Below are 16,371 nucleotides of genomic sequence, written 5' to 3' on the forward strand. Positions count from 1 at the left end.
CCTCCTTGCTAATTCCTGGTCTAACCCCTTGGTTTTTTACCAATTCTCCAAAATCAGCCTACAGATGTAAAGCTGAAAACCCAGATTAAATCTAACTTTTTTAATTACAAATTACGTTAGCGCAACGGTAGCGAGTCTTCTCCCTTCTCTACGAGACGCTCTGCGAAGGCGTTAGCCTCTCCCTTTGGGAGAAGGGGAGACCCCAAGGGCGATAGCGCAGCGTAAAGCCTTCTCTTTGAGAGGCTTCTCTTTCAGAGACGCTAACGGCATGGCTTCGCTTAGAGCGAGTCATTGAGCGTCACGAGCGTCATTACGAATTACGAATTGGTATTAGCTACTGATCTTCTAGCTGCGACCTGATGAATCGGCAACTCAATCACAAACTCTGTACCTTTGCCAAGTTCAGATTGACAGTATATCTTGCCGTTATGTTTTTCTGTGACTATCTGATAGCTGATAGACAATCCCAGTCCTGTGCCTTTACCAACAACCTTGGTAGTAAAAAATGGATCGAACAGTCGAGAGAGGACTTTTTCATCTATGCCGAGTCCGTTGTCGGCGATGCGAATGACAATCCAATCTTTATTGAGCAGAGAGGTAGAAATTCGGATTTTGCTGGGGTTTTTTGCCAGTACTTCAGAAGATTCCTGCGTGGTTCGTTCTTCTAGAGCATCAATGGCATTGGACAGCAAATTCATAAATACCTGATTCAACTGACCGGGATAGCATTCTATTAGAGGTAAAGTAGCATAATCTTTGCTTACATGAATGGTGAGGCTATCGGCTGAGGGCTTCAAACGGTTTTGCAAAATCATTAATGTACTGTCGATGCCTTCGTGAATATTTGCTGGCTTGAAGTCAGCTTCATCTAAGCGCGAGAAGTTCCGCAAAGATGTGACAATTTCACGAATGCGTTCAGTGCCGACCTGCATGGACTGGAATAATTGAGGTAAGTCATCGACCAAATACTCTATTTCGGCTTTTCTAAAGAACTCTTGGATTTCTGGTGCGGCATCAGGATAATGATGCCAATAAAGCTGCACATAGCGAAGCAATTCTTGCGTGTATTGGTGAGCGTGTTCCAAGTTGCCGTGGATGAAATTAATCGGGTTATTAATTTCATGAGCAACTCCCGCCACCAGTTGCCCCAAACTGGCCATTTTTTCAGCGTGGATAATTTGCATTTGGGCAGTACGCAGTTCATTCAGTGCTTGGGCGAGTTGATTCGCTTCTTCACGAGTTTGACCCAGCAAACTAGATTGTTGAAACAAGTTGGCTTGACGCAGCGCTACACTGAGTTGAGCCGCCACTTGGGTAACAAATTCCAATTCAGCTTCTTCCCAATGACGTGTATGGGTGCATTGGTGAATGCACAACAATCCCCACAGTTCATCACCTTCCATCAACGGCACAATAATCTGTGCTTTGACTTGGAATCGCTCAATCACATCCAGATGAGGTACTTTGGAGCCAACGCTGTTGACATCAGATATAACTTGCACTTGCCCTTGACGATATTGGGGTGCATATTGATCGCCGAAGCAATAGTCTTGCACCTTCACGGCGAGGGTAGAATCGAACTTGGGTAATACATCTTCAGCAATAAATTCACCGCTGCAAAAACCGACATTTGAATCGAAGCGGAAGATGCCGACTCGATCCGTATTCAGCGATCGCCGCACTTCCTGTACTGTAGTCTTAAAAATCGTCTCCAAATCCAACGATTCCCGAATTTTGACGACCAAATCAAATAAAATCCGGCGCTGTTCAGCCGATTGTTGCAGTTCATCAGCGCGAGTTTGAATTTGAGTTACCATTTGAGAACTTTGCAGTGCTACTCCCAGTTGGCTAGCAACCTGTCCCAAAAATTCCACTTCCACACTATCCCACTGGCGCGGTGCAGAATGTTGATAGGCAGCCAATAATCCCCAGAGATTCCGTCCTACAAAAATTGGGGTTAACGCATAAGCGCGAATTTTGAATTGCTCCAAAATATCAAGGTGACAGCGCGAGTGTCCGGCTTGGTAGATATCCTCTACAGCAAAATTTTCGTTGTTGCGGTAGCGTCCGCCTTTGGTTTCTTGGAGGTGGGTATCTTCCCAAACGAGATTTTTACCAAAGGGATTGATGCTGTCCCACTGTGCCTCAACCATGCCGAAATTACTGACGAATTCGCCACTCCAGTCTTCATTGAAGCGATAAACACCAACCCGCTCAACTCGCAGCAGTTTACATACTTCTTGGCAAGTAGTTTTTAGGATTAAATCAATATTTAAAGAGGAGCGAATTTTCCCAACCACTTCAGTTAATGCTCGTTGCCGAGCGATCGCATCTTGTAGGGCAGAAGCTTGTTGTTTCGACTGAGCCAAATTCTCGGCTTGCTGAATTGCGACTCCCAATTGTGCGCCTACCTGTCCGAGGAATTCAACTTCGTAATTTGCCCATTGGCGCGGCCCGGAGTGTTGATAGGCTGCTATCAGTCCCCACAGTTTTGGGCCGATGAATATGGGCGCTAAGGTATATGCCCGAATCTTGAATTGCTCCAGAATATCGATGTGACAACGCGAGTGTCCGGCCTGGTAGATGTCGTTGACAACAAAACTTTCGTTATTGCGGTAGCGTCCACCTTTCGTTTCTTGGAGGTGGGTATCTTCCCAAACGAGATTTTTGCCAAAAGGATGGATTCTATTCCACTGCGCTTCTACCATCCCGAATTGGCTGACAAATTCGCCGCTCCAGTCTTCATTAAAGCGGTAAATTGCTGCCCGTTCCAACTTCAGGAGTTTGCAGAGTTCTTGACAGGCAGTGTCTAGAATAATTTTGGTATTTACAGACGAGCGAATATTTCCTACCACTTCCGTCAAGGCACGTTGCCGCGCGATCGCATCTTGTAGTTCTGCTGTGCGTTGTTTAGTCTGTTCTAAATTTTCTGCCTGTTGCATTGCTAGACCAAGATGGCTGGCAGCTTGAGCAAAGAATTCAACTTCGTGAAGACACCATTGCCGAGGAGCGGAGTGTTGATAGGCTGCAAGCATTCCCCACAATTTTGCACCAATAAAAATCGGTGCGATCGCATACGCCCGAATCTGAAACTGTTCTAATACTTCGATATGACAGCGAGCATGCCCTGCATCGTAAATGTCAGTCACAGCAAACGGCTCATTTTTGCGATATCGTCCTCCTTGGGTTTCTTGCAAATGCGAATCTTGCCACACCAAATCCTGTCCAAATGCGGTCAATGCATCCCAAGGATGTTCTGCAAAGCCAAAGCGATTGATAAAACTACCGCTCCAGTCAGTGTTGAAGCGGTAGATTGCAACTCGCTCAATCTTCAATTGCCGACAAATATCTTGACAAGAAGTCGAACAGAGGGATTCAATGTTTACAGATGCGCGAATCTTAGCCAGAATCCTCGACAATATTTTTTGATATTGAACCGTTAGCTGTAGCTGTTTATGACACTCTTGCAGGTCTAAGTGGTTCGACGCTTCATAACTGTTCGTTGTCATAAAGTATAAATAAAATAGACTACCTACTTTCAGTATTCCCTTGTTTATTTGTAATCGCTCAACTAGTTTTGGCTGCTAGAGAGTCTTGATTACTTCGAGCTTCTAGTACGATTTTTAGTTTCTGGATTTCCTCCTAGATATCTACTATCAAGGCTTCTTTTGCCTCTTTCGATAGTTGTTTTAGGTCAGGCAGTTTTTCCATTTTTTTAGGTAATCTCTATCTCTGCCTCTTGTCAAGGATGTTGAGCAATTACAAAATAAATGATTAATTAATTTTGAGTACAGAGCGGTTTAACTTCAATTATGAAGAATAGAAAACTGGTAAGTATTTTATTCAGATACACCGTGATTTATCTGTAGTGTAACAATTGCATAAAGAACTCATATTTGATTGCGTCAAAAAGCTCAGTATAATTCAAGGAGCCTTTTTGCTCTTATCTATTGTCTGCTAAACCAAATAAGTTCTCCAAATCAAAACGGATTCCTATATTTCTCTCTTGCTGCCAACATACAGCGTTTTCAGATAAATGAGGTACACAGGTAGGGGCACAACAATGTTGTGCCCTTACGATAATCTGTACCTCACCCTGCAGGTGACGCTCCTGTGTCGCTAACAGCAGTCGCTCATGGGGGAAACCCCCTTCCTTCTCTACGAGACGCTCCGCGTTCGCGTAGCGCTGCTTCACCAAGTTGCAATCTGCTGTAATTCAAAATATATAAAGCCTGCCATTCAAGATGTAATAAACATTAGAGGCGCACAGATCAACTATGCGCCCCTACGAATCACCTATATTCCAAGCTACGAAAGTTTCGGGTTACGAAATCCAGATTACTTAGTAATGATTTAGGTTAATGCCAGCTTCTTTTGCCATTGCTTCTAACCCATTAATTTGTAAGGTTTTAATTGCTTTGGTAGACAGCTTTAATCTCACCCAGCGATTTCCGCCTTCCCACCAAACACGTTTGTTTTGCAGATTAGCGTGCTGAAGGCGTTTAGTACGGCGGTGAGAGTGGGAAACAGAAAAAGCGTTATTTGCCTTCTTACCAGTTAGTTCACAGCGACGGGACATAGCAAATATCTCCAGATTGTTATTTTAATACAGCCTTTCCATTTTAGGTCTTAGGCAGCAGAAGTGGGGAGATGAGGGAGATAGGGGAGCAGGGGAGAAATAACTCCTAACTCCTAACTCCTAACTTCCTACTCGGCACGGGCTAAACGCCCCGCTTCCGCTAACAGCACTATTTACTTGCTTGTTCCGTCAGCTTGGTGAGTACCTCATTTGATCGCTCAACGAAAGATTTCATTCCCTCAGCGTCAAATCCTTTCTGAGACATGAGGGCTAAATCATAAACGTGTTGGCAAATCAAGTTGACTAATTGATCTGTAGGCGATTCACCATCACCTTGAATGATACTACCTTGGTTCAGATTTGCCAGATTTTGAATCAGTGGGTGAGCAGTATTCACTAGCAAAATGTGGTCTTCGGGAAACTCTGCTGACTGCTGCTGCATCATGGCGTTCATTTCCCGCAGGCGGCGGAGAATTTCTGGTAAAAGCACGATCGCAGGTGGTGTTCCTTGAGGATCGTCTGATTTCAAAGCTTCGGTACGGATGTTGAGTTTGGGTTTATTGAGGGATTTCTCAAATAACTCTTTGATCGTCTCACTCCGAGTTTTGTTCGTCTTAGGATCAACAATTTCCGTAGCTTTGTCTTGCTCTAGCAGGGTATTATCTAAATCTGAGTCTACCCGCGTAAACTTGACATCCTGATATTCCCGCTCTAGGAAGTTGATAAAGTGGGTGTCAATGAAGGAGTCCATAAACAGGACTTCCAAGCCTTGATTTTTGTGCAGTTCTATGTATGTAGCTTGAGTTGCTCCATCGGTGCTGTAGAAAACCCGGTTTTCGTGGCGTTCTTTGTTGCGTTCTAGATACTCTTTCAGCGTAGTATAGGGAGCGCTGGGTGCTGAGTTCTCAGAACTGGGTGAAGGAGTGACATCTTGCCAAGCATCCCCATCTGAAGACTGGACTTCAACCACTGGAGTTTCAGCAGCAACTTTTTCTGTCAGCTTGGCGGTGGTGCGGAAGACGATGATATCTTCAATTTGTTTTTTGAATTTCTCGTCGTTGAGAACGCCGAATTTCACAAAAGTACCGAGGTCTTTCCACGCGCTAATGTATTGTTCGCGGTTATCGCGGAAAAGTTCTTTGAGGCGATCGCCTACTTTTTTGGCAATGTAATCACCAATTCTCCGCACGGTGCGATCGCCTTGCAAAGCACTGCGCGATACGTTTAGGGGAATATCGGTACTATCAATCACACCCCGCATCGGCATCAGAAATTGCGGGATAATTTCTTCGCAGTTGTCGCTGACAAAAACTTGATTACAAAATAGCTTGATCTGTCCTTTCGTAACATCTACATCCGGTTTCATTTTCGGGAAATATAGAATCCCGTTGATGATAAAGGGATAGTCTGTATTTAGATGTACCCATAACAAAGGTTCTTCCTGAAAAGGATACAGGTAGCGATAAAACTCTAAATAATCTTCTTGAGTTAGGTTACTTGGAGACTCTCGCCACGGTGCTTTTTGCTTATTTACTACTTCACCATCCAGTTTAATTGGGACTGGCAAGAAGTCGCAATAGGTCTTGACAAGATTCTTAATCCGTGCTGATTCGAGAAACTCCTCTTCTTCTCCTTGTAGGCTGAGAGTAATAGTAGTACCGCGAGTTGTTCGGGGCGAGTCTTCTAGGGTGAATGCTGGGGAACCATCACAAGACCAGTGAACCGCCTGCGCCCCTTCTTGGTAAGAAAAGGTATCAATTTCTACCTTTTGCGCCACCATGAAGGAAGAGTAGAAACCAAGACCAAAGTGACCGATTATCGGTTGATCTGATTTGCCTTCATATTTATGAATAAATTCTTCAGCACTAGAGAAGGCAACTTGATTGATATATTTTTTAACTTCATCTGCAGTCATCCCGATACCGTTATCGGAGATGGATAGGGTTTTCTGATCTTTGTCAATGGCAATTTCAATTTCTGGTTCGTCGATGTCTCCAGCATAATCTCCGGCGCGGGATACCATTTTCAGCTTTTGGATGGCGTCTACAGCGTTGGATACCAGTTCCCGCAAGAAGATTTGGTGATCTGAGTAAAGCGACTTCTTAATGATCGGGAAAATATTTTCAGTATGAATACTGATAGTGCCTTGTTCTAGCATAATTGGTAGTTTTCGATGTTAGTATCTGAAACGATGATAGTAGGTAATACAACTTAGCCATCTATTTTCCAGGATAAACCCGGAGAACACAGAAGGGCATAATACCAATTAGGATTTTAAAAGCATAACTTAAGCGATGTCTACGACGGGCTGCGCCTACGCTCGTTTTTTGAGCATTGTTTGCCGCCATTTTCTGATTCGGATTCCCTACTCCTGATTCCCCACTCTTCACAGATTGCTGTTTAAGTATTATTAGAATTTTTCTCCAACACCAAAAAATAGTGGTATGGATAAGTGGGATCGATAAATTCTTGCTTAACAGTTAACCCAGCTTTGGCAACAGAGTTTAAAATCCGTGTTTGCGGATAACCTTTCAAACCCATTTCCCAGTAGTGTTCGTCACAGACTGGCGTTGTACTCCAGAATTTTGGGACATTGAACAGTAAATGCCTTGGTCTACCTGAGAAAGAGGTTTTCACCTGAAACGAGAGGTATTGAGTGCTATAGGGAATCGAAATCACCAAAAATTTCTTAGTTGCAATAGCAAGTTTTCTCAATGCTTCTTCTGACTGTTCGTAGGGGAAGTGTTCCAGCACTTGAAACAGGACAATCGCATCAAATTTATCTTTTGGTAATGAAAAATCTGTAGTCAAATCCAAAATTATTTCTGGTTTGAGGCTGGGGTCAACATCAGCAGTGGAGACGTTGTATCCATTATTCTTCAAGATGTCTGTTAACAGAGAATTAAAAATCCCAATTTCCAGAACGTTTTTTACCTGATTACCCAGCGAAAAAATTAGACGCAACTGGTGATGGTAACTGATGAGGCGATTTTTTGATAAATATTCTGAATTTCTAATATCTAACGAGCTGATGAGTTGCATAAATAAGCCTACCTAAGCTGAGAGATTAACAAATTTGCTGGGTATACAACTACAGGATTCCCGGAAAAATCATGAAAGTAACAGTACTTTGTTTCGTTTGTATACAATACATCTCCTAGAAGGCTACGGTGTACATACATCTAGGTAATGAAGCCCAAACCCTGGATTTACCCCCTTAATCTCCCCGATGCATTGGGGAAAATATCCGGTTCTCCCCCTTACTAAGCTACAGTGTACACACAAGTTTGAAATAGCTGATTAACCAAGGTTTTACCCCACCCTAACCCTCTCCTTATAAAGGGGAGGGAACTGGATTTCTTGTTTCCCCCCTTGGAAAGGGGGGATTAAGGGGGGTAATTCGACTTGTGTGTACACCGTAGCCCTTACTAAGGGCGAGTTAGAGGGCGTGAAAAGGACTTGTGTGTACACCTTAGCCTAGAAGGAGAGAGGCTTTGAAGAGGAATTTTCCAAGGCAAAATATCACTAACACCAAGCGTATTGGTTTAACAGGTAGGATTCTACGCGCTAAAGTATTTTGCTAATGGGTGATAGGTAATAATCGCAGTGGTAGACTGTTCTGGATAAAGTTGTTCGCTTTCGTCCATATACAAGTTAATCCTGTCAGTCTGCAATAACTCCAGTTGTTTGTACTGATCCTGAATATTTGGACAAGCTGGATACCCGAAACTATACCGCGAGCCACGATAGCGTTGTGCCAGTATATCCCGAATATTGCCGGGTTCCTCAGCAGCAAAACCCAACTCCTGGCGAATTCTGGCGTGTGTCCATTCAGCTACAGCCTCTGCCACCTGCACTGCCATACCGTGGAAATACAGATAATCGGTGTATTGATTGGCAGCAAACAGCTTTTGGGCGAACTCTGTGGCAATCTCTCCTACAGTCACCGCCTGCATTGGGAAGACATCAATAATTCCCGATTCCTTCGGTGCAAAGAAATCTGCTATGCACAGCCGCCTTAAAGACTTTTGTCTGGGAAACTCGAAAGTTGCAACCTGTTGTGATTGGTTCTCTGAGTTATATATATGTAGATAATTCCCCTCGGCTTGACAAGGAAAATACCCATAAATCACCTGGGGATGTAACAGATCCTCTTCGATAATTCGCTGTTTCCAAGTTTCTAAAACTGGGTACACTTTCTCAGCCAAGAAAGCCTGATATTCTTCCTTAGATTGTTCCTTTGGTTTGCGGAATTGCCACTGTCCAGCAATTAAAGCTTGTAAATCTAAATGCCAGAATATTTCCTCGATAGGAATATCACTAGGCTGCAATAACTTCGTTCCCCAAAAAGGCGGTGTGGGACGTTCAATATCTACAGCCACAGCTTCAGAACGTCTTGTATCTACTTCTTTTGGTTCAGCAGATGTTTCTTCAGCAGTTGTAGCTTTTGATTCTTTGTGACCATTTGTCGAAACTTCAGCCGTTTCAACTTCGTTCAAAAATCCCTGCAAATCTTGCCAGTTATGAGCAGCTTTTGCTGGCATTAATTTATCCATGAAGTGCAAGTCAGAAAAGGCATCTTTGCCATAAACAACTTTACCTTTATAGGTTTTTTGGCAATCTTCATAGACAAACTTGGGAGTCAATGCCGCACCACCTAAAATTACGGGGACACTAATTCCTTTTTCGTTGAATACCTCCAAGTTTTCTTTCATGAAGGCGGTGGATTTCACCAGCAAACCACTCATGGCAATACAATCAGCTTTGTGCTGTTCGTAAGCGTTGATGATGTTTTCTACCGGCTGTTTAATTCCCAGGTTAATCACCTTGTAGCCGTTGTTGGACAAGATGATATCCACTAAGTTTTTACCAATGTCGTGGACATCGCCTTTGACTGTGGCAATGATAAAGGTTCCCTTGGCATTGTTGCCTGATTCTGATTTTTCCATAAACGGTTCTAAAAACGCTACCGCCGCTTTCATGGTTTCCGCAGATTGCAAGACGAAGGGTAGCTGCATTTGTCCAGAACCGAACAATTCCCCAACAACTTTCATGCCATCTAGCAAGAAGGTGTTGATAATTTCTAAAGGGGGATGTTCTTCTAAGGCTTTTTTCAGATGTTCTTCTAGGCCAATGCGTTCGCCGTCGATGATGTGACGTTTGAGACGTTCTGGGATGGGAAGACTTTCATCTAAGGAGCGATCACGCTTAGTTGTCACCCCAGCAAACACTGTGGTAAGCTCTCCCAAGGGATCATAAACGCAAGCATTACCCTCAAACTTCCGCTGATCATAAATCAACTGCCGACAGATTTCTTGATGGCGTTCCTCAATCTTGGAAAGCGGTAAAATCTTGTTAGCGCTGACAATAGCTGCATCCATTCCCGCCGTCGTCGCCTCGTGTAAAAACACCGAGTTCAACACCATCCGCGAGGCTGGATTCAAACCAAAGGAAATATTGGAAACACCCAAAATCACATGACATCCAGGCAATCCTTGACGAATTCGCCGAATGGATTCAATTGTTGCCTTACCGTTTTCTCGGTCTTCTTCAATCCCGGTGGAAATGGGTAACGCTAGGGTATCAAAGAATATTTCTGTGGGTGGTATACCATATTCTACAGCTTGATGGTATGCACGTTGGGCGATCGCAAATTTTTTGTCTGCTGTCCGCGCCATTCCATCTTCATCGATAGTACCAATGACTACACCAGCACCGTATTTCTTCGCTAACTCCAGCACCTTCAAAAAGCGCGGTTCCCCATCTTCGTAGTTGGTGGAGTTCAGCAAACACTTACCACCAGCAATCTTTAAACCCGCCTCCATCTTTTCCCATTCGGTGGAGTCAAGCATTAAAGGTAGTGTCACATTATTGACAATGCGCGAAACTAATTCGTGCATATCGCGCACACCGTCGCGTCCCACATAATCGACGTTGACATCAAGGATGTGTGCGCCTTCTTTGACTTGTGCCCTCGCCATTGAAACGAGTCCATCCCAATCTTCCGCGTTTAGCAAATCGCGGCACTTCTTGGAACCACTGGCGTTAAGACGTTCACCAACAATTAAGAAGGAATTATCTTGCTCGTAAGGTTGAGTGGTGTAAATTGATGCTGCTGCTGGTTCTAAACTAGGTTGTCTAACTTTCGGCTTCAGACCTTTAGCGACTTCTGCCAATTGTTGAATGTGTTCTGGACGCGTCCCACAGCAACCCCCAATCACTTGGACACCCAAATCTTCAACAAAATGCATCAGCGACATCCGTAATTCCAACGGTGTTAGGCGGTAGTGCGCTTGACCGCCGACGTTTTCAGGTAAACCCGCGTTGGGAATACAGGAAACGATGAAAGGTGAATGTTCTGCCAGATACTTGATATGTGGTTTCATCAAGTCTGGGCCTGTGGCGCAATTTAGACCGAGAATATCTATAGGGTAATGTTCCAGAATTGTCAGCACAGCGCTGATTTCGGAACCAACCAACATTGTGCCCATGCTTTCCATTGTCACAGACACCATCAACGGACGGCGATCGCCTTTTTTGGCAAACACTTCTTCAATTCCATTCAGCGCCGCTTTAATTTGCAGCACATCTTGGCAAGTCTCCACCAGAAATAAATCGACACCACCATCCCACAGCGCTTCTGCTTGTTCAGCAAAAGTAGCTTTCATGGTGTCAAAGTCAATATGTCCCAAGGTAGGGAGTTTAGTTGTCGGGCCGATAGAACCTGCCACAAACCGGGGTTTTTCTGGCGTGGAAAATTCCGCAGCCACACGCTTCGCCAATTCTGCGGCTGTCTTGCTGAGGTAATAGGCTTGGTCTGCTAAGTCATATTCTGCCAGCACTAGGGAGGTACTGCCAAAGGTATCCGTTTCAATCACATCTGCACCAGCAGCGAGAAAGTCACGGTGAACCTTAGCAACAGCTTCAGGGTTCGTGTGGACTAAGTATTCGTTACAACCTTCATACTGTGGGCCACCGAAGTCTTCAGCAGTGAGGTTTTGGGTTTGGAGGTTGGTTCCCATCGCCCCGTCGAAGACGAGGACTGGGCTATCTGGACTACGCAGGCGTTCAAGGAAAGGATGAGTCATATTTTCCTAGAATAAATGAGCAAATCAAGTGAGTTTTGTGATACTCCACTTACTTTATTATTTTCCCAAATTGTGATATTTTGGGCACTATTTAAAAAATTCAGTTTTGCTGAAACTCACCATTCGCTCATTTTGACCTGATTTCTCAAGGTTGACGACGGTAGAATTATACAAAAGCGCCCTCATATCATATCCGCTTGATTGCTTATTAAACTCGTACAACCCCACCTCGCCAAAGTTGCACTTTCTCTCCCCTCCCCGCAAGCCTACGGTTTACACACAAGTCTGAAATAGCTGATTAACCAAGGTTTTACCCCACCCTAACCCTCCCCTTATAAAGGGGAGGGAACTGGATTTCTTATTTCCCCTCTTTCTAAGGGGGGTAATTCGACTTGTGTGTACACCGTAGCCTTATAAAGGGAGGGAACTGGATTTCTTGTTTCCCCCCTTGCAAAGGGGGGATTAAGGGGGGTAATTCGACACCATTGGGGAGGGGTTAGGGTGTAATGACTGTGGTTAACTAATTATGCGGATATGATATCACTCTACAGGTCGCAGGCTCACAATCTTCAACGCAACCTACATTAGAGTTATTTTTTAGGCAAAACCTACGCAGTATTGACATAGGTGGGGTTTCACTGAATTCTACACATAGTCAGATGAAATACTTTCGCCAAGTTTCTTATCTTAGGATCACAGCTTAGAGTTGTCACTCCGTTCAGCTCAAAGATGGAATAAAACATCAGGAGTATAATTTGAGTCTTACTATGGATTTAAATTCTTTGTTCAATCTAAATACATTTATTGAATTATTACTGGGGATTAGTTTGAGCGCGGCGGCTGGCTTTCGAGTATTTGTACCACTGCTAGCATTGAGTGTGACTTCAGTTTTTGGACATTTAGATTTGCCGACTAACTTTGATTGGCTGGAAACACCTCAAGCTGTAATTGTATTTGCAGTTGCTTGTTTGCTAGAAATTACCGGTTATTACATTCCTTGGTTGGATCATCTGCTGGATATTGTTGCCACACCTGCGGCATTTATCGCCGGGACAATCGTAACAGCATCTGTTGCTCCAGAGATGAATCCACTGGTGCAATGGACGTTAGCTTTAATTGCAGGTGGTGGAACCGCAGGATTAACTAAGGGATTAATGAATACATTGCGGATAAGTTCTACAAGCGTTTCAGGTGGATTAACCAATCCTGTTGTGTCAACCATTGAGTTGGTCATCGCAATCGCACTGTCTGTGCTGGCGCTAGCTTTACCAGTGGTAGCAGGAGTGATTGTAATTGGTTGTCTAATAATAGCTATTCAAAAAATTTGGAATTTCTTCTTCAAGAAACCATCTTCTCAAACTAGCGAAACAGTCTCTTGATCAAGAAAATTGGAATGAGTCTTTATATAAACAGGCTGCAATTTAAATTGATTTAGAAAAGATAAAATTCTGCAAGAGATACTAAGTTTCGACCAGCTTTGTTGCAACTCCAGCTAAACCACCATCTGGAGTTTCTCCAACAATATAAACATCAATATTTGTTTGTGCAATCCGATAAACTTAAACTGCATTGAGATTGTCTCGAAGGGTTTGCACAAGTCGTTGAAATTTGGGAACATCTTGCTTTTGTAATTGATTATGCTATTCTTATTTCTTAAGGGAAAGTGCGATCGCTGTATTTCTTTTGGGCATTTTAAAATAGCGTCTACTAACTACAGCTATGTTTAAAGGATTTGGTTGCCCAAAGAAAAGGACAGTGTTTGACGAGAATGAACTGACCATATGCGGTTCAATTGATGTTAGTACTTGTGCAAGAATCCACTTTTAACAATACAATAACAAAAAACTGCTTTGGGGCAGATCAAAGCAGTTTGAGCAGCATAGGTAGTCGAGCTTTTGTCGTTGGATTTGTGGAATGCTGATTCTGTCGTATAAAAAGTGCTGTAATAATTAAAAATTCGGAAACGCTTATAGGGTAGACTTTACAAGCCGCACTGACGCGATCGCAAGAGAAGACCGTAAGTCCAACGTATCCACCCTCTCCAAAATGTATACGCAATACGTTCTGTGGAAAAGACTGGTAAGCTCCCCCTCAAGAGATTTGGATCATTTTTTATACGTGAAGTTAAGTCGTCGATACCAATGTACTCGCCTCTTGTCGTTTCATTGTCTTTTACCGACGCCCACCCAACTGACTTAGCGAACCGTAAATAGGTTTTACGATCACTTTCTCGCAACTCAACTATCGCGGGGTTTGCTTTTATATCGAGTAGATTTCCCTGTTTAATCCATATCTCCTTTTGCACACTAAAGCCAAAACGGTTATGTGAATTGGCGACCCAAAGTCTGTCTAGTCTTTGCAGGTCTCGACAAGAAAAACTATTAATGTCGTCAGGAGTTAAATATTGTTCTTTTTCTTTTTTAGCAATATTGAGCATCAGTTGGGATGTTTGGGTATTTGCTGCTAACCAATTTTGAGACTTCAAATAATTCTCAAGCTGAACATATAAATCTTCAGAAAGAGGTTTCTCAACCTGTTTTCTCAATTCTGATTCTGTATTATTTTTCGACAGCAGTTGTACAGCTTTAACCTCTGTTCCCATTTCTCCAAACGGGCTTTTAGTTAATGCCCCTAGAAATATTGTTCCTATGACTGTTAAAAGTAGAACAACAACTCCAAGCCGAATTCGTTTTTTTTTCATACCTTAGTCTATCGTTAAACTATTGAGTAAAGACAATAGCCGCTTTGTCACAAATCGGCTGATTCTCAACAAGGTCGAAGAGTTATAAAGCTTATTCTATGTGGATCATAGACCATTGTGTCACTTCACTATAATGTAAAACCAAGAATCTGCGATCGCAATTATAAAGCGATCTTCGGGTATGTTAGCGCGAAAGTAAAGGAGAGTCGTAGGTTGGGTTGAGGAAGGAAACACAACATTTCCACTGGTTTTTGACGCTAACTCAAGCGTATTGATTTATCCAAAACAAATACTTCGTCGTAAATGTCATTCTCAGGACTTACCCAATCCTGATAAGCCTGAGATTCAACAGCAGGATTAACAGATTTTTCACCATTCTTGAAAGAAACAGCTAAATCTTGCAATGCTGATAACTGCTCATCATTCAGTTGTTCAATCACACTTAGAAATTCTTGACGAATACTCATAGAATTGCTGACTGTTAACTATATTCAATGTATGCCATAAGACGATCGCCTGTAGCGTTGATGGTGCCGCAGCTACGCCCGTCGTAGACATCGCAATTATAAAGCGATCGTAGTCTTCGGGTGTGTTAGCGCGAAAGCGTAACGCACCCTTTGAACTTCGTTAATGAGTCTTTAATACTGGTGAGCGAGTCTTTTATACTCGTGAATGAGTCTTTTATACTCGCGGATGAGTCTTTAATACTCGTGGATGAGTCTTTGATACTCGTGGACGAGTCTTTGATACTCGCCGACGAGTCTTTGATACTCGTGAATGAGTCTTTTATACTCGCCGACGAGTCTTTGATACTCGCCGACGAGTCTTTGATACTCGTGAATGAGTCTTTGATACTCGCTGACGAGTCTTTTATACTCGTGAGCGAGTCTTTGATACTCGTGAATGAGTGAATGTTATTGTGAGGGTTGCGATGTTTACGACGGGCGTAGCTGCGGCACCCTGCTAATTTAAACATGACAGCCGTTATTACGCAGATGAACACACAAATCCAGTCTCTAACGTTTAGTTGCGATATACTACTTTAGTAAATATCGCTACAGAGTTGGTGAGGTTTGCAGGTGACAAACGAAGAACTGTTGCAAATTATTGAACAAGCTGCTAAGGAAAAGGTAACGGAGCTATACCTCCATAACAATCAACTCAGCAGCCTGCCGCCAGAAATCAGCCAACTCTCCAACTTGACAACGCTATTCCTCGATAACAATCAACTCAGCAGCCTGCCGCCAGAAATCAGCCAACTCTCCAACTTGACAACGCTATCCCTCAATAACAATCAACTCAGCAGCCTGCCGCCAGAAATCAGCCAACTCTCCAACTTGACAACGCTATCCCTCGATAACAATCAACTCAGCAGCCTGCCGCCAGAAATCAGCCAACTCTCCAACTTGACAACGCTATCCCTCAATAACAATCAACTTAGCAGCCTGCCGCCAGAAATCAGCCAACTCTCCAACTTGACAAGGCTATACCTCGATAACAATCAACTCAGCAGCCTGCCGCCAGAATTCAGCCAACTCTCCAACTTGACAAGGCTATACCTCGATAACAATCAACTCAGCAGCCTGCCGCCAGAATTCAGCCAACTCTCCAACTTGACAACGCTAGACCTCGATAACAATCAACTCAGCAGCCTGCCGCCAGAAATCAGCCAACTCTCCAACTTGACAACGCTATACCTCGATAACAATCAACTCAGCAGCCTGCCGCCAGAAATCAGCCAACTCTCCAACTTGACAAGGCTATACCTCAATAACAATCAACTCAGCAGCCTGCCGCCAGAAATCAGCCAACTCTCCAACTTGACAAGGCTAGACCTCGATAACAATCAACTCAGCAGCCTGCCGCCAGAAATCAGCCAACTCTCCAACTTGACAACGCTATACCTCAATAACAATCAACTCAGCAGCCTGCCGCCAGAAATCAGCCAACTCTCCAACTTGACAACGCTATACCTCAATAACAATCAACTCAGCAGCCTGCCG

Annotated in this window: 12 protein-coding genes; 3 read left to right on the forward strand and 9 right to left on the reverse strand. The window is 43.6% G+C overall.

Features of this window, described 5'->3' with window-relative positions:
• Positions 1–317: 317 nt before the first annotated feature.
• From V7K60_RS14595 to metH, 6 genes are all read right to left on the reverse strand, one after another.
• Entirely contained in the window at positions 318–3,509 is a 3,192-nt protein-coding gene (locus V7K60_RS14595; protein ID WP_334926590.1) for a GAF domain-containing sensor histidine kinase, read from the reverse strand.
• Between the two features lie 833 nt (positions 3,510–4,342).
• Positions 4,343–4,579, reverse strand: a complete 237-nt coding sequence (gene rpmB / locus V7K60_RS14600) for a 50S ribosomal protein L28 (protein ID WP_334926592.1) — start codon at positions 4,577–4,579, stop codon at positions 4,343–4,345.
• Positions 4,580–4,748: 169 nt separating this feature from the next.
• The gene (htpG, locus tag V7K60_RS14605) at positions 4,749–6,737 is read right to left on the reverse strand and encodes a molecular chaperone HtpG (RefSeq protein WP_334926594.1); all 1,989 of its coding nucleotides are present in this window, start codon (positions 6,735–6,737) and stop codon (positions 4,749–4,751) included.
• Between the two features lie 61 nt (positions 6,738–6,798).
• Positions 6,799–6,927 carry a hypothetical protein gene (locus tag V7K60_RS14610; protein ID WP_334926596.1) on the reverse strand — a complete coding sequence of 43 codons (129 nt, stop codon included), beginning with the start codon at positions 6,925–6,927 and terminating at the stop codon, positions 6,799–6,801.
• A 52-nt stretch (positions 6,928–6,979) separates the two neighbouring features.
• Positions 6,980–7,621 (reverse strand): class I SAM-dependent methyltransferase, encoded by a 642-nt coding sequence (locus V7K60_RS14615; RefSeq protein ID WP_334926598.1) that lies wholly within the window; start codon positions 7,619–7,621, stop codon positions 6,980–6,982.
• Positions 7,622–8,139: 518 nt separating this feature from the next.
• Positions 8,140–11,667, reverse strand: a complete 3,528-nt coding sequence (gene metH / locus V7K60_RS14620) for a methionine synthase (protein ID WP_334926599.1) — start codon at positions 11,665–11,667, stop codon at positions 8,140–8,142.
• Between the two features lie 767 nt (positions 11,668–12,434).
• On the opposite strand from metH, the gene V7K60_RS14625 reads away from it, so the two are divergent.
• Complete coding sequence (locus tag V7K60_RS14625; protein ID WP_334926600.1) at positions 12,435–13,046, forward strand: DUF4126 domain-containing protein; 612 nt, start codon at positions 12,435–12,437, stop codon at positions 13,044–13,046.
• An 81-nt stretch (positions 13,047–13,127) separates the two neighbouring features.
• Here the strand turns inward: V7K60_RS14625 and V7K60_RS35255 are convergent, their stop codons facing one another.
• The 3 genes from V7K60_RS35255 to V7K60_RS14635 form a co-directional block, all read right to left on the reverse strand.
• Positions 13,128–13,217, reverse strand: coding sequence for a nuclease A inhibitor family protein (locus V7K60_RS35255; RefSeq protein WP_292870531.1), 90 nt, complete (start codon positions 13,215–13,217; stop codon positions 13,128–13,130).
• 431 nt (positions 13,218–13,648) lie between these two features.
• On the reverse strand, positions 13,649–14,368 hold the full coding sequence (locus V7K60_RS14630; RefSeq protein WP_334926601.1) for a GUN4 domain-containing protein: 720 nt from the start codon (positions 14,366–14,368) through the stop codon (positions 13,649–13,651).
• Positions 14,369–14,625: 257 nt separating this feature from the next.
• On the reverse strand, positions 14,626–14,835 hold the full coding sequence (locus V7K60_RS14635) for a hypothetical protein (protein WP_334926602.1): 210 nt from the start codon (positions 14,833–14,835) through the stop codon (positions 14,626–14,628).
• Positions 14,836–15,015: 180 nt separating this feature from the next.
• On the opposite strand from V7K60_RS14635, the gene V7K60_RS14640 reads away from it, so the two are divergent.
• Together V7K60_RS14640 and V7K60_RS14645 are read left to right on the forward strand one after the other, a co-directional pair.
• Positions 15,016–15,279, forward strand: coding sequence for a hypothetical protein (locus tag V7K60_RS14640; RefSeq protein WP_334926603.1), 264 nt, complete (start codon positions 15,016–15,018; stop codon positions 15,277–15,279).
• Positions 15,280–15,447: 168 nt separating this feature from the next.
• The coding region (locus V7K60_RS14645) for a leucine-rich repeat domain-containing protein (protein ID WP_334926604.1) at positions 15,448–16,371 on the forward strand (924 nt) is incomplete at its 3' end.

It is taken from the genome of Nostoc sp. (genome assembly GCF_036917555.1).
Classification (GTDB): Bacteria; Cyanobacteriota; Cyanobacteriia; order Cyanobacteriales; family Nostocaceae; genus Nostoc.

Excerpts from the sequence above, each read along its gene's own strand:
- V7K60_RS14595 (WP_334926590.1), bottom strand. The coding sequence starts at position 3,509 with ATGACAACGAACAGTTATGAAGCGTCGAACCACTTAGACCTGCAAGAG.
- rpmB (WP_334926592.1), bottom strand. The coding sequence starts at position 4,579 with ATGTCCCGTCGCTGTGAACTAACTGGTAAGAAGGCAAATAACGCTTTT.
- htpG (WP_334926594.1), bottom strand. The coding sequence starts at position 6,737 with ATGCTAGAACAAGGCACTATCAGTATTCATACTGAAAATATTTTCCCG.
- V7K60_RS14610 (WP_334926596.1), bottom strand. The coding sequence starts at position 6,927 with ATGGCGGCAAACAATGCTCAAAAAACGAGCGTAGGCGCAGCCCGTCGT.
- V7K60_RS14615 (WP_334926598.1), bottom strand. The coding sequence starts at position 7,621 with ATGCAACTCATCAGCTCGTTAGATATTAGAAATTCAGAATATTTATCA.
- metH (WP_334926599.1), bottom strand. The coding sequence starts at position 11,667 with ATGACTCATCCTTTCCTTGAACGCCTGCGTAGTCCAGATAGCCCAGTC.
- V7K60_RS14625 (WP_334926600.1), top strand. The coding sequence starts at position 12,435 with ATGGATTTAAATTCTTTGTTCAATCTAAATACATTTATTGAATTATTA.
- V7K60_RS14630 (WP_334926601.1), bottom strand. The coding sequence starts at position 14,368 with ATGAAAAAAAAACGAATTCGGCTTGGAGTTGTTGTTCTACTTTTAACA.
- V7K60_RS14635 (WP_334926602.1), bottom strand. The coding sequence starts at position 14,835 with ATGAGTATTCGTCAAGAATTTCTAAGTGTGATTGAACAACTGAATGAT.